The sequence below is a fragment of the Clostridium sp. CTA-7 genome (assembly GCF_054768095.1).
In genome coordinates this window covers 1-24,213 of the sequence record NZ_BAAAAV010000002.1, presented here as the reverse complement: position 1 = coordinate 24,213, position 24,213 = coordinate 1, and the positions used below count along the sequence as shown (strand labels likewise).

The 24,213-nt window shown below is 29.5% G+C and carries 22 protein-coding genes and 1 pseudogene; 2 read left to right on the top strand and 21 right to left on the bottom strand.

What is annotated here, in order from left to right:
* Window positions 1–6 precede the first annotated feature (6 nt).
* The 17 genes from atpD to ACYUEX_RS03020 all read right to left on the bottom strand — a co-directional run bounded on the left by atpD (window position 7) and on the right by ACYUEX_RS03020 (window position 16,240).
* Entirely contained in the window at window positions 7–1,398 is a 1,392-nt protein-coding gene (gene atpD / locus ACYUEX_RS03100) for a F0F1 ATP synthase subunit beta (protein WP_411168986.1), read from the bottom strand.
* Between the two features lie 15 nt (window positions 1,399–1,413).
* Window positions 1,414–2,265, bottom strand: a complete 852-nt coding sequence (atpG, locus tag ACYUEX_RS03095) for an ATP synthase F1 subunit gamma (RefSeq protein ID WP_460286532.1) — start codon at window positions 2,263–2,265, stop codon at window positions 1,414–1,416.
* 36 nt (window positions 2,266–2,301) lie between these two features.
* Window positions 2,302–3,816 carry a F0F1 ATP synthase subunit alpha gene (gene atpA, locus ACYUEX_RS03090; protein ID WP_411168988.1) on the bottom strand — a complete coding sequence of 505 codons (1,515 nt, stop codon included), beginning with the start codon at window positions 3,814–3,816 and terminating at the stop codon, window positions 2,302–2,304.
* A 10-nt stretch (window positions 3,817–3,826) separates the two neighbouring features.
* Window positions 3,827–4,366: a F0F1 ATP synthase subunit delta gene (locus ACYUEX_RS03085; RefSeq protein ID WP_460286531.1), complete on the bottom strand. Its 540-nt coding sequence runs from the start codon at window positions 4,364–4,366 to the stop codon at window positions 3,827–3,829.
* Window positions 4,366–4,848, bottom strand: coding sequence for a F0F1 ATP synthase subunit B (locus tag ACYUEX_RS03080; protein ID WP_411170729.1), 483 nt, complete (start codon window positions 4,846–4,848; stop codon window positions 4,366–4,368). Before ACYUEX_RS03080 ends, ACYUEX_RS03085 begins: the two co-directional genes overlap by 1 nt.
* Window positions 4,849–4,887: 39 nt before the next feature.
* Window positions 4,888–5,118: an ATP synthase F0 subunit C gene (gene atpE / locus ACYUEX_RS03075; RefSeq protein ID WP_008676605.1), complete on the bottom strand. Its 231-nt coding sequence runs from the start codon at window positions 5,116–5,118 to the stop codon at window positions 4,888–4,890.
* A gap of 75 nt (window positions 5,119–5,193) precedes the next feature.
* Complete coding sequence (locus ACYUEX_RS03070; RefSeq protein ID WP_322412599.1) at window positions 5,194–5,892, bottom strand: F0F1 ATP synthase subunit A; 699 nt, start codon at window positions 5,890–5,892, stop codon at window positions 5,194–5,196.
* The gene (locus ACYUEX_RS03065; RefSeq protein WP_460286530.1) at window positions 5,893–6,255 is read right to left on the bottom strand and encodes an ATP synthase subunit I; all 363 of its coding nucleotides are present in this window, start codon (window positions 6,253–6,255) and stop codon (window positions 5,893–5,895) included.
* Between the two features lie 636 nt (window positions 6,256–6,891).
* Complete coding sequence (locus tag ACYUEX_RS03060; protein ID WP_460286529.1) at window positions 6,892–8,073, bottom strand: acetyl-CoA C-acetyltransferase; 1,182 nt, start codon at window positions 8,071–8,073, stop codon at window positions 6,892–6,894.
* Between the two features lie 108 nt (window positions 8,074–8,181).
* Window positions 8,182–9,333, bottom strand: a complete 1,152-nt coding sequence (wecB, locus tag ACYUEX_RS03055; RefSeq protein ID WP_460286528.1) for a non-hydrolyzing UDP-N-acetylglucosamine 2-epimerase — start codon at window positions 9,331–9,333, stop codon at window positions 8,182–8,184.
* A gap of 491 nt (window positions 9,334–9,824) precedes the next feature.
* Window positions 9,825–10,454, bottom strand: coding sequence for a uracil phosphoribosyltransferase (gene upp, locus ACYUEX_RS03050; protein WP_411168993.1), 630 nt, complete (start codon window positions 10,452–10,454; stop codon window positions 9,825–9,827).
* A gap of 31 nt (window positions 10,455–10,485) precedes the next feature.
* Entirely contained in the window at window positions 10,486–10,935 is a 450-nt protein-coding gene (gene rpiB, locus ACYUEX_RS03045; RefSeq protein ID WP_411168994.1) for a ribose 5-phosphate isomerase B, read from the bottom strand.
* A gap of 77 nt (window positions 10,936–11,012) precedes the next feature.
* A complete protein-coding gene (locus ACYUEX_RS03040; RefSeq protein ID WP_460286527.1) occupies window positions 11,013–12,062 on the bottom strand; it encodes an L-threonylcarbamoyladenylate synthase in 1,050 nt (349 codons plus the stop codon).
* A 20-nt stretch (window positions 12,063–12,082) separates the two neighbouring features.
* On the bottom strand, window positions 12,083–12,670 hold the full coding sequence (locus ACYUEX_RS03035; protein ID WP_460286526.1) for a hypothetical protein: 588 nt from the start codon (window positions 12,668–12,670) through the stop codon (window positions 12,083–12,085).
* Between the two features lie 52 nt (window positions 12,671–12,722).
* The gene (gene prfA / locus ACYUEX_RS03030) at window positions 12,723–13,808 is read right to left on the bottom strand and encodes a peptide chain release factor 1 (RefSeq protein ID WP_460286525.1); all 1,086 of its coding nucleotides are present in this window, start codon (window positions 13,806–13,808) and stop codon (window positions 12,723–12,725) included.
* A 63-nt stretch (window positions 13,809–13,871) separates the two neighbouring features.
* Window positions 13,872–15,635: a peptide chain release factor N(5)-glutamine methyltransferase gene (gene prmC, locus ACYUEX_RS03025; RefSeq protein WP_460286524.1), complete on the bottom strand. Its 1,764-nt coding sequence runs from the start codon at window positions 15,633–15,635 to the stop codon at window positions 13,872–13,874.
* A gap of 17 nt (window positions 15,636–15,652) precedes the next feature.
* Window positions 15,653–16,240, bottom strand: coding sequence for a thymidine kinase (locus ACYUEX_RS03020; protein ID WP_460286523.1), 588 nt, complete (start codon window positions 16,238–16,240; stop codon window positions 15,653–15,655).
* Window positions 16,241–16,391: 151 nt separating this feature from the next.
* On the opposite strand from ACYUEX_RS03020, the gene rpmE reads away from it, so the two are divergent.
* Complete coding sequence (rpmE, locus tag ACYUEX_RS03015; RefSeq protein WP_008676589.1) at window positions 16,392–16,598, top strand: 50S ribosomal protein L31; 207 nt, start codon at window positions 16,392–16,394, stop codon at window positions 16,596–16,598.
* Between the two features lie 154 nt (window positions 16,599–16,752).
* The gene (locus ACYUEX_RS03010; protein ID WP_460286522.1) at window positions 16,753–17,853 is read left to right on the top strand and encodes an MGDG synthase family glycosyltransferase; all 1,101 of its coding nucleotides are present in this window, start codon (window positions 16,753–16,755) and stop codon (window positions 17,851–17,853) included.
* Between the two features lie 38 nt (window positions 17,854–17,891).
* Here the strand turns inward: ACYUEX_RS03010 and rho are convergent, their stop codons facing one another.
* From rho to ACYUEX_RS02990, 4 genes and pseudogenes are all read right to left on the bottom strand, one after another.
* Window positions 17,892–19,316, bottom strand: coding sequence for a transcription termination factor Rho (gene rho, locus ACYUEX_RS03005; RefSeq protein WP_460286520.1), 1,425 nt, complete (start codon window positions 19,314–19,316; stop codon window positions 17,892–17,894).
* Between the two features lie 307 nt (window positions 19,317–19,623).
* Window positions 19,624–23,157, bottom strand: coding sequence for a 5'-nucleotidase C-terminal domain-containing protein (locus ACYUEX_RS03000; protein ID WP_460286519.1), 3,534 nt, complete (start codon window positions 23,155–23,157; stop codon window positions 19,624–19,626).
* A 233-nt stretch (window positions 23,158–23,390) separates the two neighbouring features.
* Complete coding sequence (gene fsa, locus ACYUEX_RS02995) at window positions 23,391–24,038, bottom strand: fructose-6-phosphate aldolase (protein ID WP_460286518.1); 648 nt, start codon at window positions 24,036–24,038, stop codon at window positions 23,391–23,393.
* A gap of 23 nt (window positions 24,039–24,061) precedes the next feature.
* Window positions 24,062–24,213: pseudogene (locus tag ACYUEX_RS02990) on the bottom strand (ABC transporter permease); the annotation flags it as partial.

Below are 24,213 nucleotides of genomic sequence, written 5' to 3'. Positions count from 1 at the left end.
CATCCCCTATCTTAAGGTCTTAGCTTTTTCTATAGCTTCTTCTATAGATCCAACAAATAAAAATGCTGATTCTGGAAGATCGTCATACTTGCCCTCTAAAATCTCTTTAAATCCTCTTACTGTTTCTTTTACTGGAACATATCTACCTTGCATTCCTGTAAATTGCTCCGCAACTGTAAATGGTTGAGATAAAAATCTTTGAATTCTTCTTGCTCTTGCAACTACTTTTTTATCTTCATCTGATAATTCATCTACACCTAAGATTGCAATTATATCTTGTAACTCTTTATATCTTTCTAAGATATTTTTAACTTCTGTAGCTATATCATAGTGCTCTCTTCCTACTATTCTTGGATCTAATATTCTTGAATTAGACTCTAATGGATCAACTGCTGGATATATTCCAAGCTCTGCTATACTTCTTGATAAAACTGTTGTTGCATCAAGGTGACTAAATGTTGTAGCTGGAGCTGGGTCTGTAAGGTCATCTGCAGGTACATATACTGCTTGAACAGATGTTATTGATCCATTCTTAGTTGATGTTATTCTTTCTTGAAGTGCTCCCATTTCAGTTGCAAGAGTTGGTTGATATCCAACAGCTGAAGGAATTCTTCCTAATAAAGCAGAAACTTCTGATCCTGCTTGAGTAAATCTAAATATGTTATCTATAAATAAAAGAACATCTTGACCTTGATCTCTAAAATATTCAGCCATAGTTAGACCTGTTAATGATACTCTCATTCTAGCTCCTGGTGACTCATTCATTTGACCAAATACTAGAGCTGTCTTATCGATAACTCCTGATTCTTTCATTTCATAATATAAGTCGTTACCTTCTCTTGATCTTTCTCCAACCCCTGTAAATACAGAAAGACCTCCATGTTCTTTAGCTATATTATTAATAAGCTCTTGTATTAGAACTGTTTTACCTACTCCAGCTCCTCCAAATAAACCTATTTTACCACCCTTTTGATATGGAGCTAATAAGTCTATAACTTTAATTCCAGTTTCAAACATTTGTGGTTCTAATGCTTGTTCTTTAAAGCTAGGTGCTGGTCTATGAATTGGATACATCTCTTTAATTTCTACATTACCAGCATTGTCTATAGGATGACCAAGAACATTAAATACTCTTCCTAAAACTTCCCTACCTACGGGAACAGATATACATCTTCCCATGTCAACAGCTTTCATACCTCTTTTTAAGCCATCAGTAGATTCCATAGCTATAGTTCTAACAATGTCATCTCCCATATGTTGTTCAACTTCAACTACTAATAACTTTTCTTCCATATCTATTCTTATTTCGTTATAGATATTAGGTAAATCATCTGAATTAAATTTTATATCTACTACAGGTCCAATTACCTGAACTACTTTTCCTACTTTTTCAGGCATAGCAATACCTCCTTACTATTTTTGAGCTTCTGCTCCTCCTACAATCTCAGATATCTCTTGTGTTATCATTCCTTGTCTTATTCTGTTATACTTAAGATTTAAAGATTGTAATATATCATTAGCATTTCGTGTTGCTCCATCCATAGCAGTCATTCTAGCACTTTGCTCACTAACTTTTGAATGCAACATAGCTCTTCTTAATTTGCTTTTAAAATATGCATCTAAACTTGAATTTAAAACCTCTTCTAAACTAGGCTCAATTAAAAATTGTTGTGACTCTTTACTTTCTATTTGCAAAGGAAATAATTTCTCTATTCTAACCTCTTGCTTTATTGGGGATATGAATTCTGTAAAAACTATATTAACTTCTCCAATTTCTCCCCTTTTAAACATATATAAAGAATCTTCGTATATAGCCCTTACTTCTTTTATAGTAGGGATATCTGGAATTTCTACATATTCTCTTACAGTATCAAATCCGTATTTTTTCATATAAGAAATTCCCTTACTTCCTGCCACAACTACTTTTGATGACCCTTTATCTTTAATCATTTCATTCATTATATTAGCTATATTACCATTAAAGCCTCCACAAAGACCTGTATCTGAAGCTATAACAATATATAGTTTATCTAAATTCTTAGAATCTTCTTTAAAGAAAGGACTTTCATAATCTTGTGGTAAAACAGCCATTAGATTATCTAATATTTCTTGACATAAACTATAGTATTGTTCATTATCATTAAGTTCTTTCCTTGTTTTTCTAAGTTTAGAAGTGGCTACAAGATTCATAGCTTTTGTTATCTTTCTTGTACTTTCAACCGACTTTATTCTTCTTTTTATTTCTATAAGTCCTGCTGATCCCAAATTTCCACCTCCTAAAGAAGTGCATAGCTATTTAAGCTATGCATCTTGTAAGAATATTTTCTTAAACTCTAATATAGATTTTTCTAATTCTACATTTATTTCATCAGTTAAAGACTTAACTTCAACTATTTTCTTTAATAATTCTCTATTATGAGTATCCATATATTCTAAAAGCTCTCTCTCAAACTTTCTAACATCACTAACTTTGACATCTGATAAAAAGTCTTTCACTATTGCATATAAAATTACTATTTGTTTTTCAACTGCCATAGGTGAATATTGATCTTGCTTTAATATCTCTACTAATCTCTTACCCTTTTCTAATCTCTTCTTAGAATCTTTATCTAAGTCAGATCCAAACTGAGCAAATGACTCAAGCTCTCTATATTGTGCAAGCTCTAATCTTAAAGTACCAGATACTTGTTTCATAGCTTTAATTTGAGCATTTCCCCCAACTCTTGATACTGATATACCTGCATTTACTGCTGGTCTTTGTCCAGAGTGGAATAAATCTGCTTCTAGGAATATTTGACCATCTGTTATTGAGATAACGTTAGTTGGTATATATGCGGTTACATCACCTGCTAAGGTTTCAATTATCGGAAGAGCTGTTAAAGATCCTCCACCATTCTCTTTTGAAAGCTTAGCTGCTCTTTCTAGTAATCTTGAGTGAATATAGAAAACATCTCCTGGATAAGCTTCTCTGCCTGGTGGTCTTCTAAGTAATAATGACATTGTTCTATAAGCTACTGCATGCTTAGAAAGATCATCATAAATTATAAGTACATCTTTTCCTTGATGCATAAAATATTCACCCATACTACATCCTGCATATGGAGCTAAATATTGTAATGGTGCTGATTCTGAAGCTGTACCACTTACTACTATAGAATAATCTAATGCACCAAACTCTTCTAAAGTATTAACTATATTTGCAACAGTTGATTGTTTTTGTCCAATAGCAACATAAATACAAATTACATCTTTACCTTTTTGATTTAATATTGTATCTAAAGCTATAGCTGTTTTACCTGTTTGTCTATCTCCAATTATAAGCTCTCTTTGGCCTTTTCCTATCGGTATCATAGAATCTATTGCTTTTATACCTGTTTGTAAAGGCTCATTAACAGAGCTTCTGTCTATAATACTAGGAGCTGGTACTTCTATTGATCTATAACCAGAATTATTTATAGGACCTTTTCCATCTATAGGATCTCCTAATGAGTTAACTACTCTTCCTAATAAAGCTTCACCTACTGGTACTTCAACAATTTTATTAGTTCTTTTAACGATATCGCCTTCTCTTATTCCTTCTTCTGATCCTAAAAGAACACAACCTACGTTATCTTGCTCTAAGTTTAAAGCCATTCCATAAACATTGTTAGGGAATTCCAATAATTCACCTTCCATACAATCATCTAACCCGTAAACTCTTGCTATACCATCACCAATTTGGATTATAGTACCCGAGTCTACAGTTTTTATTTCTTTTTCATATCTCTCTATTTCCTTTTTGATTATGGAAGTTATTTCTTCAGGCTTAATATTCATACCTTCACCTCTATTCTGTTCTAAGCATCAAATCTCTTAGCTCATCTAATTTAGATTTAACTGTTCCATCTATAACATCATTATTAACTCTTACGTATATTCCTCCAAGAATGCTTTCATCAATAATCTGTTCAAGCATAATATTCTTATTATACTTTTCTTCTAATTTAGACTTTAAATTACTGAACTCTTCTTCATTTAAAGGAACTGTGGTCTTTACTATTCCATTTAGAGTGTTTTTTCTCTCTAAATCTATTTTTTCCATTTCCTTTAACTTTTCTTTTAAATAAAGTATTCTATCTTTTTCTATAAGAATTAATAAAAATGATAATAATTCCTCATCTATATGACCTTTAAATATATTTATAAAAGTCCTTTTTTTCTTTTTTGTACTAATTTGAGGGTGTTTAATTACTTCGTAGAATTCTTTATTTGTTTCTATAAGGTTACAAATTTCTCTTAAATCTTGAAGATACTGTTGAACTTTTCCTTTTTCTTCTGCTACTTCGTAAAGAGCTAATGCATATCTACGGTCTAAATATTCATACATTATGAATTACCTACCTTGGTTATAAATTCTCCAATTAACTCTCTATTCTTTTCTTCATCTATATTTTTCTCTATAACCTTTTTAGAAAGTTCAATAGCTAAATCTATAGCCTCTTTCTTTAATTGATATTCTACTTTTTCCTTTTCTCTATTGATTTCTACTTTTGCCCTCTCTAAAATAACCTTAGCTTCTTGATTAGCCTCTTCAACTATTTCTTCATATATTTTTTCTGCTTTTTGTTTATATCTTTCAGTAACTTTTTTACCTTCTTCTCTAGCATTTTTTAATACTCTTTCATTTTCTATTGCTAGCATTCTTGCTTTTTCTGATTCTTCTTCTGCATTATCTAGTTGATCATTAATCAGATTTTCCCTTTCACTAACAATAGCCTCAACCTTAGCAAAAAAGAAATATTTTAAAATTGCAAAAAGAATAATAAAGTTAATTATAGTGGCTATAAGGGTGCTAGGATTTATTTCCATTAACATATATAACTACCTCCCTTCTGGAGCCATAAGACACTATTTTACTCCAACGAATATTAAAAGGATTGATACTAATAAGCCATAAATCGCAGTTGCTTCTGCAAAAGCTGATCCAAGCATTAATGCAGTAGTTATCTTACCACTAGCTTCTGGTTGTCTTGATATTCCTTCTACAGCCTTAGCTGTTGCATTTCCTATTCCAATTGCAGCTCCTATACCTACTAATACAGCTATAGCTGCTCCTAATGCTCTCATTGATATTTCCATAATAAAATCCTCCTTTAATATAAAACAATATAATAATTATATAATTAATAAATTAATATAATACTTAACTAAAAATTAATGCTCTGTATGTCCTGAATGTTCTGCTATCATTTTAATATTTATCATCGTTAACATTACAAATATTACTGTTTGAATACCACCGTCAAAAATATCAAAATATGCATGTAACGGTACAGGAACTCCTATCTGTGCTATAAATCCTATGTGATGCAATGCTTCATAACACAATTCTACTAAGAATGTAGCTGCTAGTATATTACCAAATAGTCTCAGTGCCAATGATACTGGAAGCATTATTCTCTCTAATATATTTATTGGTGTAATTATAGCAAGAGGGAATGTATATCCTCCGAAATAACTTTTCAAACCGTATTTTCGTATAGTATAAAATTGTACCATATAAAAAGTTATTAAGGCTAATGCCACTGTTACAGTAAAGTTCTTTGTTGGTACAGGAAGTCCTATTAATCCAGTAAAATTCATAAACAATAAAAATACCGCTAAACTTCCTATAAAAGGAATAATGTCTAAAAACTCTTCTCCCATATTAGCCGTTACTACATTTTTTAACATAGTATATATAGATTCTACTATTGCTTGCTTTTTATTAGGTCTGAGCTTCATATTTCTTGTTGACCATATAGCAATAATAGCTATTAACACAATGGTTATCCACTGCATTACCACCTCTGGAACTATTTCAATCTTAATTGGCCCAGCAACGTAAGACCATATTGGTTCTAGTGGTTCCACTTAATCACTTCCTTTCCCTGTTTTTATCCAATAGAATACTATCAAAACAAAATGTGATAAATATCCTGTAAGATATGATATAAGTTGTATTAAGTTATTTAAAAATGGCAATGCTATAACAATGATAGTAAATATTCTTATAATATATCCAAGAATTAAAAATATACTTTTATCATTATTTAAAGAATATTCTAAGATTAATCCACTAACTATAGAATTTGTTAATGATACTATTAATCCTAATAAAAATACACAAGCCACTTTTAAGTCTATTAGAAAGGATAATATAAGTACAAAAATGAATCCTGCTATTAAATCATATTTTATCATATTAGAAATTAACTTATTCATTTCTCTACTCATTTTATCCTCACTCCCAACTAACTCTTGTTATTATATTACTCTGAAAACATTAATGAAAATCTTATATTTATTCATATAATACATTTAACATCTATATTTAACGATTTTAAGTATTTAAGTTCTATTTACTTAACAAACTTCATTTTTACATCTATTTTCTTCTCGTGTAGTAATATCAAAGAATTATTATTCATTTTGAAGAATATTCAGAATATTATAAATATAGATTTTTACCGTTGTTATCATTTTCATAATAGTTTTTTCAAATTAAATTTACATTTTTTTCAATTTTTGTTTGTTTATATGAATTTTTATTCATTTATACTGTAATAATTTATTAGTGTCTATTTTAAAGGATGAATAAATATTTATTCGATTATTCATTTTTTAGTTTTTTTCTTTATAATTTTTCCTAAATATTTTTGTATGTATTTATATTTTATATATATATAACAGTTATATAGGTTTTAATAATCTTATTATAGATATTACTTTAAATTTTATACAGTTCTACATATCACTTTTATATTGTAAATATTATATTTTCTCATTTATTATTATTATCTATTAATATCTTTATAATTCATATCAAAATAAAAACTCTCGATTTTATATCGAGAGCTTTTATATATAAAGTTATTTTTTTTCAACTATAAGAGCTGTTCCCATTCCTCCACCTATGCATAAAGTTGCCAAACCTTTTCTAGCATCTCTCTTTTGCATTTCATGAAGTAATGTAACCAATATTCTTGCACCTGATGCTCCAACTGGATGGCCTAATGCTATGGCTCCTCCATTTACATTAACTTTACTCATATCAAAATTTAAATCTTTTGCAACTGCCAAACTTTGAGCTGCAAAAGCTTCATTGGCTTCTATTAAATCTAAATCTTCAATTTTTAAATTTGCTACTTCTAAAGCTTTTTTTGTTGCATGGAAAGGTCCATATCCCATAATTGAAGGATCTAATCCTTTTTGTCCATAAGAAACTATTTTTGCTAATGGTGTAATACCTAATTCTTCTGCTTTTTCAGCACTCATAACTACGAAAGCTGCTGCTCCATCATTTATACCAGATGCATTAGCTGCAGTTACTGTGCCATCTTTTATAAATGCAGGCTTTAACTTAGCCATTCCTTCAATTGTAGCACCAAACCTTGGATATTCATCAGTATCAACTACCTTTGGCTCTCCCTTTCTTTGTGGTATAACAACTGGTACTATTTCATCTTTAAATTTACCTGCCTTAATAGCAGCTTCAGCCTTTAATTGTGAGTTAACTGCAAATTCATCTTGCTCTTCTCTTGTTAAATTCCATTCTTTAGCTATATTTTCTGCAGTTACTCCCATGTGATAATTGTTAAATGCATCCCATAGGGCATCATTTATCATAGAATCAACCATTTTTCCATCGCCCATTCTTTGGCCCCATCTAGATGTTTTTAATAGATAAGGAGCTTGAGACATATTTTCCATACCACCAGCTACAACTATGTCTGCATCTCCTGCTTTTATCATTTGAGCTGCTAATGCAACCGTTCTTAAACCTGATCCGCAAACTTTATTTATTGTCATAGCAGGTACTTCTACTGGTAATCCAGCTTTTATAGCTGCTTGTCTTGCAACATTTTGTCCAAGCCCTGCTTGAATAACATTACCCATTACAACTTCTTCTACTAATTCACCCTTTATACCTGCTTTAGCTACAGCTTCCTTTATTACTACTGCTCCTAATTCTGCTGCTGATACGTCTTTTAATGCTCCTCCAAATGAACCAATAGCAGTTCTTACTGCACTTGCAATTATAACTTCTCTCATAATCCACATCTCCTCCATATAATAGTCAGAATTATCTAATTTGTTAAACAATTAACACAATTTAATTATATCACTTTATCCCTTTTATTCAACCATAATTTTCAAAATCTATCTTAAAAATTCATCTATTTCTAACGTTCTTATGTTAAAATAATCTTCAATTATATTTGCAATTCTCTTTGATGCTAAACCATCTCCATAAGGATTAGCAGCCTTACTCATTTTAGTATATTCATCTTTGTTATTTATTAAATTATTAGCTTCAGTTATTATCTTTTCAATATCAGTACCTACTAATTTTACAGTTCCATATTCAACTGCTTCTGGCCTTTCTGTTACATCTCTAAGAACTAATACTGGTTTTCCTAGGTGTGGTGCTTCCTCTTGTAGTCCACCTGAATCGGTCATTACCATAAAGCACTTATTCATTAAATTATGAGTTTCTTTAGTATCTAATGGTGATAATAAATGAACTCTTTCCTTGTCTCCTAATTTTCTGTTTACAACATCCTTAACAACTGGATTTAAATGCACTAAATATACTAGCTCTACATCCTTATTTTCTTCTACTATCTTACTTAATGCATCACATATATTTTCTATTCCTTGCCCCCAGTTTTCTCTTCTATGAGCAGTAATCATTATAACTTTTTTATTTTCAAAATCTATCGTGTTTAGTATATCATTTTCAAATATATATTCTTCCTTTACTGTGTGAAGCATAGCATCAATAACAGTGTTACCAGTTATGTAGATATCTTTCTCATTAACACCTTCTCTTAAAAGATTTGCTTTAGAACCTTTTGTTGGTGCAAAATGCAAATCTGCTAATGCTCCCGTAAGTTTTCTATTCATTTCTTCAGGGAATGGAAAATATTTATCAAAGGTTCTGAGACCTGCTTCAACATGCCCAACTTTAATTTGTTGATAGAAGGCTGCAAGTGCTCCTGAAAATGTAGTAGTCGTATCCCCATGAACAAGTATCATATCAGGCTTTTCTTCTAAAAATATTTCTTCTAATCCTTCTAGAACCCTATTAGTTATTCCAGTTAAAGTTTGCTTGCTCTTCATTATGTTCAAATCAAAATCTGGTTTTATATCAAAATAATCTAATACTTGATCTAACATTTCTCTATGTTGTGCTGTTACACAAACCTTTGAATCTATTCCTTCCCTTTTTTCTAGTTCTTTTACTAAAGGAGCCATCTTTATAGCTTCTGGTCTGGTTCCAAATATAGTTATAACTTTTTTCTTATTCATTCTAGATTCCTCCTGATTTATATATAAATTAAATTATTTCCATTATTAATATTTACTATTTCTATTTTTTATAAGCTTTATTCTAGTTTAATTATTACATATTTTCGTAAATTCAATGCTTATATAATTATACACTCTTACTAGCAAATAAACAAATATTGCTCTATCTTAAGCCTTAATTTTTCTATATTTAAACTCTATTAATCTAACTTTTTTTAAATATATTTGAGATATCTTTTTTATGCTCAATAATAAAAAAGTAGCGATATGTAAGTTTACTTATTCCTTCGCTCCGCTCCAAGTCAACGCAAACTTACATATGTCACTTACAAACTGAAGGTTAGGAAAGTATAAAACAACTCTACTTCTTTACATTGAATTACTAAAAGCCTTATATAATCACATTTTCAAAACTTTAAATTTTTATACTTTCCTCGACATTAAATAAGGAGCAACTTATAAAAAGCTACTCCTTATTTATATTAATTTAATTATTTAGTTCCAAATAATCTATCGCCTGCATCTCCAAGCCCAGGAACTATATATCCATGTTCATTTAATTTTTCATCTATTCCAGCAACATATATATCTACATCAGGATGAGCTTTTTGAACAAACTCTATACCTTCTGGAGAGCTTATTAAGCACATAAGTCTTAAATTCTTAGCTCCTCTCTTCTTTAACATAGTTATAGCATCTGCTGCTGATCCACCTGTAGCTAACATTGGATCTACTACTATTACATCTCTTTCTGCTATATCTTGAGGTAACTTACAGAAGTATTCTACTGGTTGAAGAGTTTCTTCATCTCTATATAATCCTACATGACCAACCTTTGCTGCTGGTATAAGCTTTAGCATACCATCTACCATTCCAAGGCCTGCTCTTAAGATAGGAACTATAGCCATTTTTTTACCTGCTAACATCTTACACTTTGTTTTACAAATTGGAGTTTCTATTTCTACTTCCTCTGTACTTAAATCCCTTGTTACTTCGTAAGCCATAAGCATTGAAACTTCTTCTACTAGTTCTCTAAAATCCTTTGAACCAGTTTCCTTACTTCTTATAAAAGCCAACTTATGTAATATTAATGGATGATCTATTTGTGTTACTTTACTCATTTATATTCCTCCTATTGCATTAACAATTATATTATTTATTATATCTTTTTTCTAACTCTGTTATTTTATTAATTCTATTTTGATGTCTTCCACCTTCAAATTTAGTATTTAAAAATGTTTTTACTATGTCTAAAGCTAATCCAGGCCCAACAATTCTTTGTCCAATAGTTAATATATTTGCATCATTATGTTCTCTTGTGGCATGTGCACTAAACGTATCACTACATAAAGCTGCTCTTACACCTGGAATCTTATTTGCTGCAATTCCTATTCCTATTCCTGTTCCACATACTAAAATTCCAAAATCAAATTCTTTTGCTACTACTGCTTCTGCTACTGGTATAGCATAATCTGGATAATCACATGATTCATTGGAACTAGTTCCAAAATCCCTTATTTCATATCCTTCTTGAGTTAAATATTTTTTTATTTCTTCCTTTAATTCAACTCCACCATGATCTGAGCCTAATGCTATCTTCATAAGAATGTACCTCCTAACCATTATAATGGTAAATTTTATATAATAAAAAGGAAAAGGTATCCCCCTTCCCTCCCTAATTATACTTCTACTATATCAAAACCTGATGCCTTATTTAATCTATTCATTATAGCTAGCCCTACACCTTTTTCATCAAAAGCCTGACATAAAATCACATCAACATTTAAATCATCACAAGCTCTAAGTGACTCAAAAAGATTCCTCGCTACTTCATATAGATTCTTTTCACTTCCTAAAGAAATTACTTTGCAATTATTGAAATTATTATATAATTCATCAGTTGATAATATTACAACCTCTTTTTGATTATCTATATAATTTTGTACCATTTCATTAATTTTTTCAATAGTTTTTTCTTTATTTCCCTTTATTATTTTTAATTTTGCCTTCGGTGCATAATGTCTATACTTCATTCCAGGAGCTTTTGGCTTTAAATTTTCATTTGGTTTTCCTTTTATAGCTTCATCAATATTTATATCTTTATTAACTTCCTTTAACATTTCTAATGTTATACCACCAGGTCTCAATACTACTGGTGGGTTAACTGTACAATCAACTATAGTAGATTCCACTCCAACATTACTTCTTTTTCCTCCAACAATATAGTCAACTCTTCCATTTAAATCCTCAATACATCTTTCAACTTCTGTTGGACTTGGTCTTCCTGAAATATTAGCTGAAGGAGCTGCAATAGGGCATCCTGATAACTCTATAAGTTTTAATGCAATATCATTATCAGGCATTCTAATACCTATTGTATCAAGATTAGCACTAGTTCTATTAGGAATTATTTCTTTTTTATTTAATATTATTGTTAATGGTCCTGGCCAAAATTTATTTATAAGCTTTTGTGCTACTTCTGGTACATTCTTTACCAGATTATTTATATCCTTTGATGAAACATGAACTATTAAAGGATTATCTTGTGGTCTTCCTTTTGCATTAAATATTTTTTCTACAGCTTTATCATTTAACGCATTAGCTCCTAATCCATATACAGTTTCTGTTGGAAATGTAACAATTCCTCCATCCTTTATAATTTTAGCTGCTTCTTTTATGTATTTAATATCATTATTAATATCTTTGATAATAGCTACCTTTGTTTCCAAAAGTCCTACCTTCTTTCTTTTTATATTTCTATTTGCTCTCTAGCTATCTTTATGTTTTCTATAGCAGAAGATGTGTATGATGCCCTAACACAATTTTTATATATTTCATCTAATAAATTATACTTTTTAAGAGCACCTCTTTTTATAACTTGAAAATAGTATGTTTCTTCTGGATTTATTTTTTTAGCCTTTAAATATTCTTCTGCAGCTTCTGGATACCTTTTAATAAATCCTTTTGTTATTTCTTTTAAATATCTATTTCTAAACTTAACAATAGTTATTAGTATTATATCCATATCTTCCTTAGTTTTATCTGTATGTACCACTGCCACTTTATCACATATAATTACTGATTCTTTAAAAAACAACCCACTTTTAAACTTAAGCTTATTGTTGCTACAAGTAAATTTTAACCTATGATAATTTAGCTTTGTTATGCAAGCTATTGTTATTAAACATTCTATTATAGCTAAATATACCCATAAAAATATAACCTTAATTTGTGATAAGAAAGCTACTAAAGGAAGTATTGTAAATAATATTAACATTAATATAAAGAATTGCTTTTTATGATTCTTTTCTTTTTTTAATGCTTTGTTTATTTTCATTCTTCCCACCTACTTTAAAAGCCCTACATAATTAAATGCAAGGCTTTTTTTATTAAATAGCGTCAGTATTACCCATATTTTTCATTTTTTCAGCTTGATCTGCTGTAATTAATGCATTAATTACTTCTTCTATATCACCATTTAAATATGATTCTAGCTTATAAAGGGTTAATCCTATTCTATGATCAGTAACTCTTCCTTGAGGATAATTATAAGTTCTGATTCTTTCACTTCTATCACCCGAACCTACCTGACTCTTTCTATCCTCTGCTATACCAGCACTTCTCTCTGCTTCTGCAGCTTCGTATAATCTAGATCTTAAAACCTTCATAGCTTTTTCTTTATTTTTTAATTGTGATTTTTCATCTTGACATGCAACAACAACGCCAGTTGGTAAATGTGTAATTCTTACTGCTGAATCTGTTGTATTAACACATTGTCCTCCATTACCTGAAGATCTATAAACGTCTATTCTTAAGTCTTTTTCATTTATTTCTATTTCAACATCATCAACTTCTGGTAAAACTGCTACTGTTGCTGTTGAAGTATGAATTCTACCACTTGATTCTGTATCTGGAACTCTTTGCACTCTATGAACTCCACTTTCATACTTAAGCTTTGAATAAGCTCCATTACCTTTAATCATAAATACTACTTCTTTAAATCCACCTATATCAGTTTCATTTGCACTCATTAATTCTACTGACCATCTTTGAGTTTCTGCATATCTTGTGTACATTCTAAAAAGATTTGCTGCAAATAAAGCAGCTTCATCTCCACCTGCACCCCCTCTGATTTCTACAAAAACGTTCTTGTCATCGTTAGGATCTTTAGGTAATAGAAGTATTTGTATATGCTTTTCTAACTCTTCTTCTCTAGCTGTTAGCATTGATATTTCTTCTGAAAGCATTTCTCTCATTTCTCTATCGCTTTCTTCTGATAACATCTCTTTATTTGCACTTAAATCTTCTACAACAGTTTTATATTCCTTATATGCATTAACTATAATTTCTAAATCAGCGTGTTCCTTACATAGCTTTCTCCATTCTGTTTGATTAGCCATAATTGAAGGATCTGATATCTTTACAGATAATTCATCATATTTATTTTCTATAAAAGCCAATTTATCTAATAACATAAATATCACTCCGTACTATATTTTTTAACATCTACCTATTATATCACAAAAGATAGAAATTTATCAATAAGTAAAGTAACCAAGTACAACTCTGTCTAATCCTGCCAAATCTTTAAATACTTTCAATCTATTAAAGCCTGATAAACTCATCAGTTTTGTAACTTCCTCACCTTGATCATGACCTATTTCAAATGCAAGTATTCCATTTTCATTTAAAACAAGTTTACTTTCTTCTATTATTCTTCTATAAAAGTCTAATCCATCTACCCCTCCATCTAAAGCTGTATGAGGCTCATAATCTTTAACATCATCCATTAAACTAATTATTTCTTCTTCTCTTATATATGGTGGATTTGATGCAATAATATCATATTTTTTTCCTTTGGCTATAGGCTCTTTTAATAAATCACTTTTGATAAATTTAACTCTATCCTCTAAACCCTGCTTAATAATATTTTCCTTGGTTACTTCTTCTGGAGTTTTATAATAATCTATTTCTTCAACCATTATATTTTTTCTGTAATGAGCAAGAGCTATTCCGATAGCACCACTTCCTGAACATAAATCACAAACATCTAAACTTTTATCTTCTGGAATAAGCTTTAATAACTCTTCAACTAAAACTTCTGTATCTCCTCTTGGAATTAAAACTCCTTCTTTTACATTAAAATCTAAACCCATAAATTCAGTTTCACCTAAAATATACTTAATAGGCATTCTATTTTCCCTTTTTTCTATTAACTTAAAAAATTCTTTTTCATCATTAATAGAAACCTTCTTGTCTCTATTTGTTATTATATACAATTTATCCTTTGCTAAAACATTTCCTAGTAATAATTGTGTATCTAACATATAGTTTTCTATTTCTTTGCTCTTTAATCTCTTTGAGCCTATTTGAAGTAACTCACCTATGGTATTTTCTTTTGGCTTTATTCCCTCTGCACTCATAAGAGCTGCAATAGCAACTTCTATTTGATCATCATCAGGTTCTTTTGTTGTAAGCTCTTGAAGCTTTAAACCTGGATATGCTATTACTTTAGATAATTTATTATTATTTTTGCCAAGCCATCTTATTAACTCATATGTTATTCCTGATACAACTGGGATTAGTAATATTCTTAATAAAATTCTTTCTAAGAAACCTCCCCATCCTGTAAAGCTAAATATAATTATACTTACGAACATAATTAAAAATAAAAAATTAGTTCCACATCTAGGATGAAACCTACTAAACTTTTTAACATTTTCTATAGTTAATTCTTCACCAGCTTCGTAGCAAAATATTGATTTATGCTCTGCTCCATGGTATTGAAAAACTCTATATATATCCTCCATCTTACTTATAGAATACATATATATAAGTAAGATTATTATTCTAACTACAGCTTCTATTAAATTTAAAGCTACAGGTGATAAATTTAATAAATTAAATATTGATGCAATTGCTGTAGGTAATGCAACGAATAATCCTATTGCAATAGCAAAAGATAAAATCATAGTTCCACCAATTATTAAGTCATTACTTTTTTCGCCAAACTTATTTTTAAGCCAAAGTTCAAATTTTGATTCACTTTCATCCTCATCTTCAAAAAAAGATGCTGAATAATTTAATGTTTTTATTCCTGTAATTAATGAATCAACAAGTACGAATATACCTCTAATAAAAGGAATATTTAAAAATTTATATTTTTTAGTTATAGGAATTATCTTTTTAAAATCTATTTCGATCTCTTTATTAGGTGTTCTAACAGCAGTAGCTTGGCCTTTACTCCCTCTCATCATAACACCTTCTATAACAGCTTGTCCTCCAACATCACACTTTTTCATTTTACCACTCTTCCTATTTATAAATTATTTTTGTATTTAAAATAGCAGTGTCCACATAAAGATTCATATTCTACATCATCTACATTATCTATAGCAATTTGTTCCCCTTCAAAAACAAATCTATTGTTAATTTTTCTTCCATTTAGCACAGCTTTCCTTCCACACTTACATATTGTTTTCATTTCTTCTATGCTATGAGCAAGTAATAGCAGTCTTGTACTTCCTTCAAAACCTTGCATTTTAAAATCAGTTCTTAAACCATAACAAATCACTGGTATATCTAGTACAACTGCTAATTCAAATAACTGGTCTATTTGATCTGCTTTTAAAAATTGTACTTCATCTACTAATATACAATCTATATCTTTGTTGATATCTCTATATTCTTGAACCTTTTCCAATATATTGTCATCATTAAAAATAACTAAATCTACTTTTCTCTCAACACCTAATCTAGAAACTAAATTTTCCCCACCCTTTTTGTCAGTAGAAGGTTTCATTAGTATAGCTTTCATTCCTCTTTCCTCGTAATTGTGTGCTACCTGCATAAGATGTGTTGATTTTCCAGAATTCATAGCTCCATATCTAAAATATAATTTACTCATAATACGTCTCCTTTTCCTTAGATATATTACGATTATAGCATTTTATATTACAACTAATCAAAGATATTTTTATTATGTAACCAACTTGACTCAACTATGCTCCTATGATATACTCAAATGGTTATTTAAGTAGTCGAAAGAGGTGAAAAATATGAGAGAAGGCATACATCCAAAATACAACCACGAAGCTGTAGTTAAGTGTGCATGTGGAAATACTTTTACAACTGGTTCAGTTAAAGATGAACTTAAAGTAGAAATATGCTCTAAATGCCACCCATTCTTCACTGGTAAACAAAAAATCATTGATGTTGGCGGAAGAGTTGACAAATTCAATAAGAGATTTAATCTTAACAAATAGAAATTCTGGGAAAGACTTAGTCTTTCCCATTTTTCTTTTGTTTCTTAAATTTATCTTAGAATTTTACTTTTCTATGCTTTATTTTAAAATTTGTATTATAATATAATGGTAATTATTTATTATGTTATTTTAGAAAAGTGAGTGTTATATGATCATGAAGAAAATTTTAATATTAACTACTTCTACAGGAGAAGGTCATAATCAAGCAGCAAGTTCTATATCTAGTTCCTTTGAAAAGTCTGGTTACGAAATAATACGTCATGACTTTTTAAAGAACAATAGTAAAATTCTAACTAGGTTATTTATTACAGGATATGAAATATCAGCTTCATTATTTCCTAAAACTTATGGATTGGGATACAAAATTACAGATACAAAGCTTACGAACAAACTATTATCTATAGTATTTTCTTTTACTAGAAAAAAGTTGTCAAAGCTTATTAACTCTACTAATCCTGATATTATCTTAGTTACTCATCCATTTGCTGTAAATATAATGGGCTCTCTTAAAAGAAAAGGCCTAGATAAACCAACTATAGTTATAGTAACGGATTTTAAAGCTCATTCAACTTATATTGATAAGAATATAGATGCGTATATAACAGCAAGTGAATATACAAGAAAAGAGTTATCTAATAGAGGAATAGATTCTAGAATAATTTTTCCATTTGGAATTCCTGTAAAAGATGAATTTTTAGAAAATAATTTTGACGTTAAAACTGCTAAAAATGATGATTACTTTAATATTTTATTAATGAGTGGTAGCATGGGACTAAAAAATATTTCTTACGTTTTAAAAGAATTGTTAAATAATTCAAATAAACTTAGGATAACGGTAGTTTGTGGTAGAAATGAAAATCTAAAAGAAACTTTACTAAATGAATATAAGTATTCAATTAAAGATAAAAAACTTCACATATTAGGTTTTTCTAAAGATATAGATTCTTTAATGGAATACTCTGATTTAATAATAAGTAAACCTGGTGGTTTGACAGTAAGTGAAGCTATAAATAAAAACTTACCTTTATTAATTCCATTTGCTATTCCTGGGCAAGAAACAGAAAACGTAGAATTTTTAACTTCTAACGGCTATGCCCTATATGTAGATAATCTACTTGAATTAAATTTAGAAATAGATAATTTAATTTCTAGCCCTAAAGAATTAGAACAAATGCGTTTTAAACTATCTAAATTATCTTCTTGTTATTCTAAACAAAGTATAGTAGATTTAGCTGATAAATTAATATTAAAGTAATAAATGCGTATAAGAGTAATTCCCTTATACGCATTTTATTATTTCTTTTCTATTTCACTTTTTGTAAATATACTTATAAACTCTTTATTACTTTTAGTTTTGGAAAGCATATTTATTAATTTTTCTGTTACATTTTCTACATTTCCATCTCTATACATAACTCTTCTTATAGAATATGCAACTTCTTTTTCTTCTTCTGATAGAATTAAGTCTTCTTTTCTAGTTCCTGACTTGTATATATCTATTGCTGGGAAGATTCTTCTTTCTTGAAGCTTTCTATCTAGATGCACTTCCATGTTTCCTGTTCCTTTAAACTCTTCGAATATCATATCATCCATTCTAGAACCTGTATCAACTAAAGCAGTTGCAAGTATAGTTAAACTTCCACCTTCTTCTATGTTTCTCGCTGCTCCAAAGAACTTTTTAGGCATTATTAATGCTCCTGGATCTAATCCACCTGATAAAGTTCTACCAGTTGGAGTAATAGTTAAATTATATGCTCTAGATAATCTTGTTAAACTATCCAATAATATAACTACATCTTTTCCTTGCTCAACCATTCTTTTAGCTCTTTCTAATACCATTTGAGAAACCTTAGCATGGTTTTGAGGCTCCTCATCAAAAGTTGAGTAAATAACATCTCCATTTATAGATCTCTTCATATCTGTTACTTCTTCTGGTCTTTCATCTATAAGTAAAACTATTAGCTTTACATCTGGATAATTTTTAGATATATTTTGAGCAACCTTCTTTAATAAAGTAGTCTTACCTGCCTTAGGCGGAGCAACTATTATTCCTCTTTGCCCTTTACCTATAGGACAAATTATATCCATAAGTCTTGATGATAAATCACCTTCATTATCAGTTTCTAAATGTAATCTCTCTTGTGGATAAATAGGTGTTAGAGTCTCAAAAGATTTTCTCCCAACAGCTCTTTCAGGATTTTCTCCATTTACTCTTTCAACATAAAGTAACGCCTTGAATTTTTCTCCTTCTTTTGCTTCTCTAACTTTTCCTTCTACCTCATCCCCAGTTCTAAGATTAAATCTTCTTATTTGAGAAGGCGATACATAAACATCATTTTCACCTGTTTGATAATTGCTACATCTTAAAAATCCAAAGCTATTATTTTCTAATATCTCTAATACTCCTTTTGCAGTATTAGATTCATTTATCATAACCTTTAATCTTTCTCTTTTCTCTTCTTTATTTTCTTCTTTATTTTCCTCTTTATTTTCCTTAGTAAAAGTATTATTTGTTGCGCTTATATCTTCTACTCTTACCTTAGGAGTTATCTTTTCTTGTAATATTACACCATTCTTTTCTATACTTTTTGGTGAATTCTCAATTATTGCATCTATTAATTCGCTTTTTTTAAGCTTGCTTATATTTTTTATGTTAAGCTCTTTGGCTATTTCTTTTAATTCTGCTAAAGTTTTTCTTTCATATGTTTCTTTAGTCAAAACTACACCTCCATATATTATTTTTATTTATAGCATAATTATAGTTAATAAAATTAACTATGATACAAATCAAAGTTTTAAATAGTTTATTAATTTCACTTGGGATATTTTCAGATATAAATTTAAAGATATGAATCTCATAGATTTTATATATGTACCTATATTATGAATTAATATAATTAATTTTTCAAGATAATTTTATTAATTGCTTTATTACTATTATTTCCTAATTTATCATTTTAATACTTACATATTTAAAAAGAACTATCTTAGATTATAAGATAGTTCTTTAAACAATTATTTATTACTAATTAGCTTTTTCTTCTGTCTTCTTTCTAAACATAACATATCCAACTCCAGATATTAATAAAGCAAATATTAATAAATTCATTGAATTTTGTCCTCCTGTAGCTGGTAAATTGTTTGGGTTATTGTTATCCCCCTTATTCCCATTATTATCTGTTTCTCCTGTACTTCCATTTTCTCCTGTGTTTCCGCCTTCTTCAGGTTTTGTATTATCCTTTGTATCATCAACACCAGCTATTAAAAGTTCTTGTATATTGGTATTTACACCATTAGCTTTCCACTCTTTTATTATCTCATCTCTCATAACTAAGTTAGTATCTGACATGTTTCTTGCATTGCTGAAGTCATATCCATCTCCGCCACTTGCCATAAAGTCATTAGTTACTACCTTATAATATTTATTCATATCTAAAGGTGTACCGTCTGCTAATCTAATAGATGTAACTCTTTCACCTGCTTTAGCATCTTTATCATACCAAACCTTTATTCCTGAGAATTGACCCCATCCCATATTGCCTGGCATTATTCCGTGTTCTATAGCAGTTTTAATATCTGAACCTTTTAACTCCATTGTAAATAGAGTATTGTCAAATGGCATTATTGTATATAAATTTCCCATTGTTAGAACACCTGCTGATAATGGAGCTCTTATTCCTCCACCATTTGTAATAGCTATATCTGAATTAGTTATTTTTCTCATTGCTTCTGATATAACTGTTCCAAGTGGTGTTAGCCCATTATAGCTATCATGCTCTAAATCAACACTTAAGTCTGTTATCCTTTCATCTAGTACATATCTTAAATCATCTCTATACTTATTAACTATATTTAAAACATTTTCATCTGGAACTATATTTGAACTTCTCTTATATAGTTCATCTAAATTAGAATTAACTGCTAGAAGTTTACCAGATTCATCAAAATCAAATGAAAGTGTTCCTAATCCTCTTCCATTATATCCAGCTTCAATTATATTTATATTATTTACTTTTGCTTTAGTGAATTGATGGTCATGTGCTGCTATTATTCCATCTACATTACTTACAGCCTTAGCTAAATCTACTGCTTCTCCAGTTACTTCTTTTGTTGCAGGGTCTTGTTTAGCTCCTAAGTGTGAAAGTACGACTACTGCATTTACTTTGTCTTGCTCTTTTAGTTGTTTTGCATATTTATTAACTACTTCTGCTGGAGCTAAGAAACTTAAATCCTTTACATTTTCTGGTGTTGTTTTATAAGCAGTTTCTGGTGTTGTTATTCCTATTATACCTATCTTTAAACCATCTGCTTCAATAATCTTATAAGGTTTTGCCCAATCCACAGCTTTTCCTGTTTTTTTATCAACTATATTAGCTGCTAAGAATTCGAACTCACCTTCTTTAGCCCATTTTTGTATATTTTCTCTTCCCCAATCAAATTCATGATTACCAATTGCTGAACCTTTTAATTTTATTTCTTTTAAGAATTCAGTTACAGGTGCTCCATGAGTTAAATTAGATATAGCAGTTCCTTGATATAAATCTCCTGCTGATAATGGGATTGCTTCATAATTTGCTGAATCATTTAAAGATGTTCTATCTTTAATAGCAGTTGCTAATTTAGCTGCTCCTACATTCTTGCCACTTTCTTCTACATTTCCATGAAAATCATTAAAACTCATTATATCTATTCGTCTTGTATTTAGAGCTTTTAAAACATCACTCCAAGTTAAACTCTTTACATTTGGAGTTCTTCCATCCTCTGTTTTAGGTATAGTTAATTTACCTTCATTAACTAATTTAACTACTTGTGCTCTTAAGGCCTCATCATAAATAACCCCTGTTAACTTCCAGTTGTTATCTATATTTCTTTTTATAGTTCCACCATTAACTTTAACTATATAATCAGTTATTAAATCTCTCATATCTGAGATTTTATCATTATTTGTATCATATATTTTTTCATGCGTTCCTGGTTCAAATACAGGATTTGTAGTTGCATTAAGTATTGAATCATATCTATAGTTATTTACTGATAAATAAACTATATCATTATCTCCAACAGCTTTTCCATCTTTTTCAAACTTTACATTTTCAATTCTTTTTCCTGCTGGCTTAGAAATATTTATTTCATAACTAATACCATCAAACATATCATATTGATACAATCTTATATCAGGATTTAATGATACTGTTAAATCTCCAGTTTTAAATGTATTATATATGGATGATGTCCATTCCATAAATCTCTTAAGTTGCTTTCCATTTGTTTTTATTGTGTAAAGTTTATTATCATATTTATATATATTTGATACATCTGATTTCTTTATGTCTCCAGATAACATATTTGAACTTGCATCAAACAATGCAGCTGCAGATACTTGATATCCTGAATTAGGATCTATTCCCTTTGATTCTAAGTGTTTTTTGCTGTTATATAATTGAACTTCATTAACCAAATCTGTTATACCTTGATCTCTAACCAAAGATTCTGGAATATCAGCTATTTCATTTTTGTCTGCTAAACTTGGTCCTTCTAATTTACCAATAACGATACTAGCATCTGCCTTTGCCTTATTGTCATATTCTTTTAAAGCTTCTGATAAAGCTTTATCTTCAGCTACATCCTTATTTACAGATATAAATGATCCTACTTTATCTTTTATTTCATATCCATTATTTTCAGTTGCTTTTAAAGTAATTTCTACTTTGCCTAAACTTCCGGCATTATTGGTTGGTTGAATTAAAATTGCATTTCCAGCTGTTTTTTTAACATCGGTTTCATGACTATGTCCCATAACAATTACATCAACATCTGGATTTGCTTCGGCAAGTTCCTTTGCTGAATCTCCCTTGCCGTATTCACCATTGAAACCCATATGTGCTGTAACTACATATACATCAGCACCACCAGCTTTTTTTATTTCATTGATAACCTTCGCAACTTCTTCAGTTGGATTAGTAGGTGTATAACCAACTAAATTTGGCCCATCCCACTTGTCAATATGTGGAGTAGCAACACCAATTGTTGCAACTTTTATTCCATTAGGTAATTCTTTGATTGTATATGCATCAAAAACTCTATTTCCATCCTTGTATAAATTGGCACATAAAACCTTTACATCATCTTTGATTTGATTCGTTATTTTAAATAACTTGTCCATACCAAAATTAAATTCATGATTTCCTAAATTAAATGAATCATATCCTATATCTTTCATTGCTAGCATCATAGGATTTTTTTCATCATTCAAAAATAAATGATTATAATTTCCTTGAATGTTATCTCCATTATCAACAAGTATAGTATTCGGATTTTTCTCTCTTTGTTGGTCTACTAATGTTGATATTTGAGTTAATCCTCCATATGATGTTGTTGCTCTTGCATAATCATACGGAACAAATTTTCCATGTAAATCTGTAGTTGCAAGAATTTGAACTGTTTTAGCGTTTAATTCTTCAGCAGCTGCTTTTACTAAATTCATTGGCAAATTACCCATTATAAAAGTAAAAGCTACTGCAGAAGCTAAGAATTTTTTTAGATTTCTCTTAATTCTCATTTTACCCCTCCTAATTTTTTATTTATGTTATTATTAATAATAACCATAAAAATAGACATCTAAAGTACTTAGATATAAATTATATTATCTCTAGTTAATACTTCAGATGTCGTTAATAAAAGTAGTTTTAAAATTTATTATTTTAATCATATTAATGCTTTTACTTCATTAATATGATTAAAAAATAAATTAACAGTTAATGACCATACCATATAATAAAATTATATATTTCTCTATTTCTTATTACTATTTTCCCAATCACTTAAGAATTTTTCTATCCCTATGTCAGTTAATGGATTTTTAGTCATTTGAACTAAAACATTGTATGGTATTGTAGCTATATGAGCTCCAGCTAAAGCAGCCTCTATACTGTGTATAGGATTTCTAACGCTTGCGGCTATAATTTCAGTCTCTATATTATGTGTTTTAAAAACTGATGCAATTTCTTTTACAAGTTCAATACCTTTACTTCCTATATCATCTACTCTTCCAATAAAAGGACTTACATAACTAGCTCCGGCTCTAGAAGCCAATAAAGCTTGTGCAGTAGAGAATATTAATGTAACATTAGTTTTTATTCCCTTAGAAGATAATATTTTAACTGCCTTTAGCCCATCTATGGTCATAGGTACCTTTATAACAATATTTGGATGAATTTTAGATAGCTCAAGTGCTTCACCTACCATTTCATCATATTTAAGACTAATTACTTCTGCGCTTATAGGTCCGTCAACTATAGTAGTTATTTCTTTTATAACTTCCTTAAAATCTCTTCCTTCTTTTGCTATTAAAGAAGGATTTGTGGTAACACCACAAATCACCCCCATATCATTTGCAGATATAATTTCATCTACATTTGCTGTATCTATAAATATTTTCATAGCTTAAACCTCCATATTCTTTCTTATCTCTTACCAGCATCAAATGGTTCACCAGAAGCCTTTGGAGCTTGTGATGATTTAGAGAATAGTACTAACGCTATTAAAGTAACAACGTATGGGAAAATCTTTAATAATACACCTGGTATAGATGCTAATGATGGTATAACTTGATTGA

Coding starts and splice junctions, on each gene's coding strand:
- atpD (WP_411168986.1), bottom strand. CDS start 1,398: ATGCCTGAAAAAGTAGGAAAAGTAGTTCAGGTAATTGGACCTGTAGTA.
- atpA (WP_411168988.1), bottom strand. CDS start 3,816: ATGAATATTAAGCCTGAAGAAATAACTTCCATAATCAAAAAGGAAATA.
- ACYUEX_RS03085 (WP_460286531.1), bottom strand. CDS start 4,366: ATGTATGAATATTTAGACCGTAGATATGCATTAGCTCTTTACGAAGTA.
- ACYUEX_RS03080 (WP_411170729.1), bottom strand. CDS start 4,848: ATGGAAATAAATCCTAGCACCCTTATAGCCACTATAATTAACTTTATT.
- atpE (WP_008676605.1), bottom strand. CDS start 5,118: ATGGAAATATCAATGAGAGCATTAGGAGCAGCTATAGCTGTATTAGTA.
- ACYUEX_RS03065 (WP_460286530.1), bottom strand. CDS start 6,255: ATGAGTAGAGAAATGAATAAGTTAATTTCTAATATGATAAAATATGAT.
- ACYUEX_RS03060 (WP_460286529.1), bottom strand. CDS start 8,073: ATGAGAGAAGTTATAATTGCAAGTGCAGTAAGAACTGCTATTGGTTCA.
- wecB (WP_460286528.1), bottom strand. CDS start 9,333: ATGAATAAGAAAAAAGTTATAACTATATTTGGAACCAGACCAGAAGCT.
- upp (WP_411168993.1), bottom strand. CDS start 10,454: ATGAGTAAAGTAACACAAATAGATCATCCATTAATATTACATAAGTTG.
- rpiB (WP_411168994.1), bottom strand. CDS start 10,935: ATGAAGATAGCATTAGGCTCAGATCATGGTGGAGTTGAATTAAAGGAA.
- ACYUEX_RS03035 (WP_460286526.1), bottom strand. CDS start 12,670: ATGAAAATAAACAAAGCATTAAAAAAAGAAAAGAATCATAAAAAGCAA.
- prfA (WP_460286525.1), bottom strand. CDS start 13,808: ATGTTATTAGATAAATTGGCTTTTATAGAAAATAAATATGATGAATTA.
- prmC (WP_460286524.1), bottom strand. CDS start 15,635: ATGAAAAAGTGTGATGTTGGAGGACAAGCTGTTATAGAAGGTGTTATG.
- ACYUEX_RS03020 (WP_460286523.1), bottom strand. CDS start 16,240: ATGAGTAAATTATATTTTAGATATGGAGCTATGAATTCTGGAAAATCA.
- rpmE (WP_008676589.1), top strand. CDS start 16,392: ATGAGAGAAGGCATACATCCAAAATACAACCACGAAGCTGTAGTTAAG.
- ACYUEX_RS03010 (WP_460286522.1), top strand. CDS start 16,753: ATGAAGAAAATTTTAATATTAACTACTTCTACAGGAGAAGGTCATAAT.
- ACYUEX_RS03000 (WP_460286519.1), bottom strand. CDS start 23,157: ATGAGAATTAAGAGAAATCTAAAAAAATTCTTAGCTTCTGCAGTAGCT.
- fsa (WP_460286518.1), bottom strand. CDS start 24,038: ATGAAAATATTTATAGATACAGCAAATGTAGATGAAATTATATCTGCA.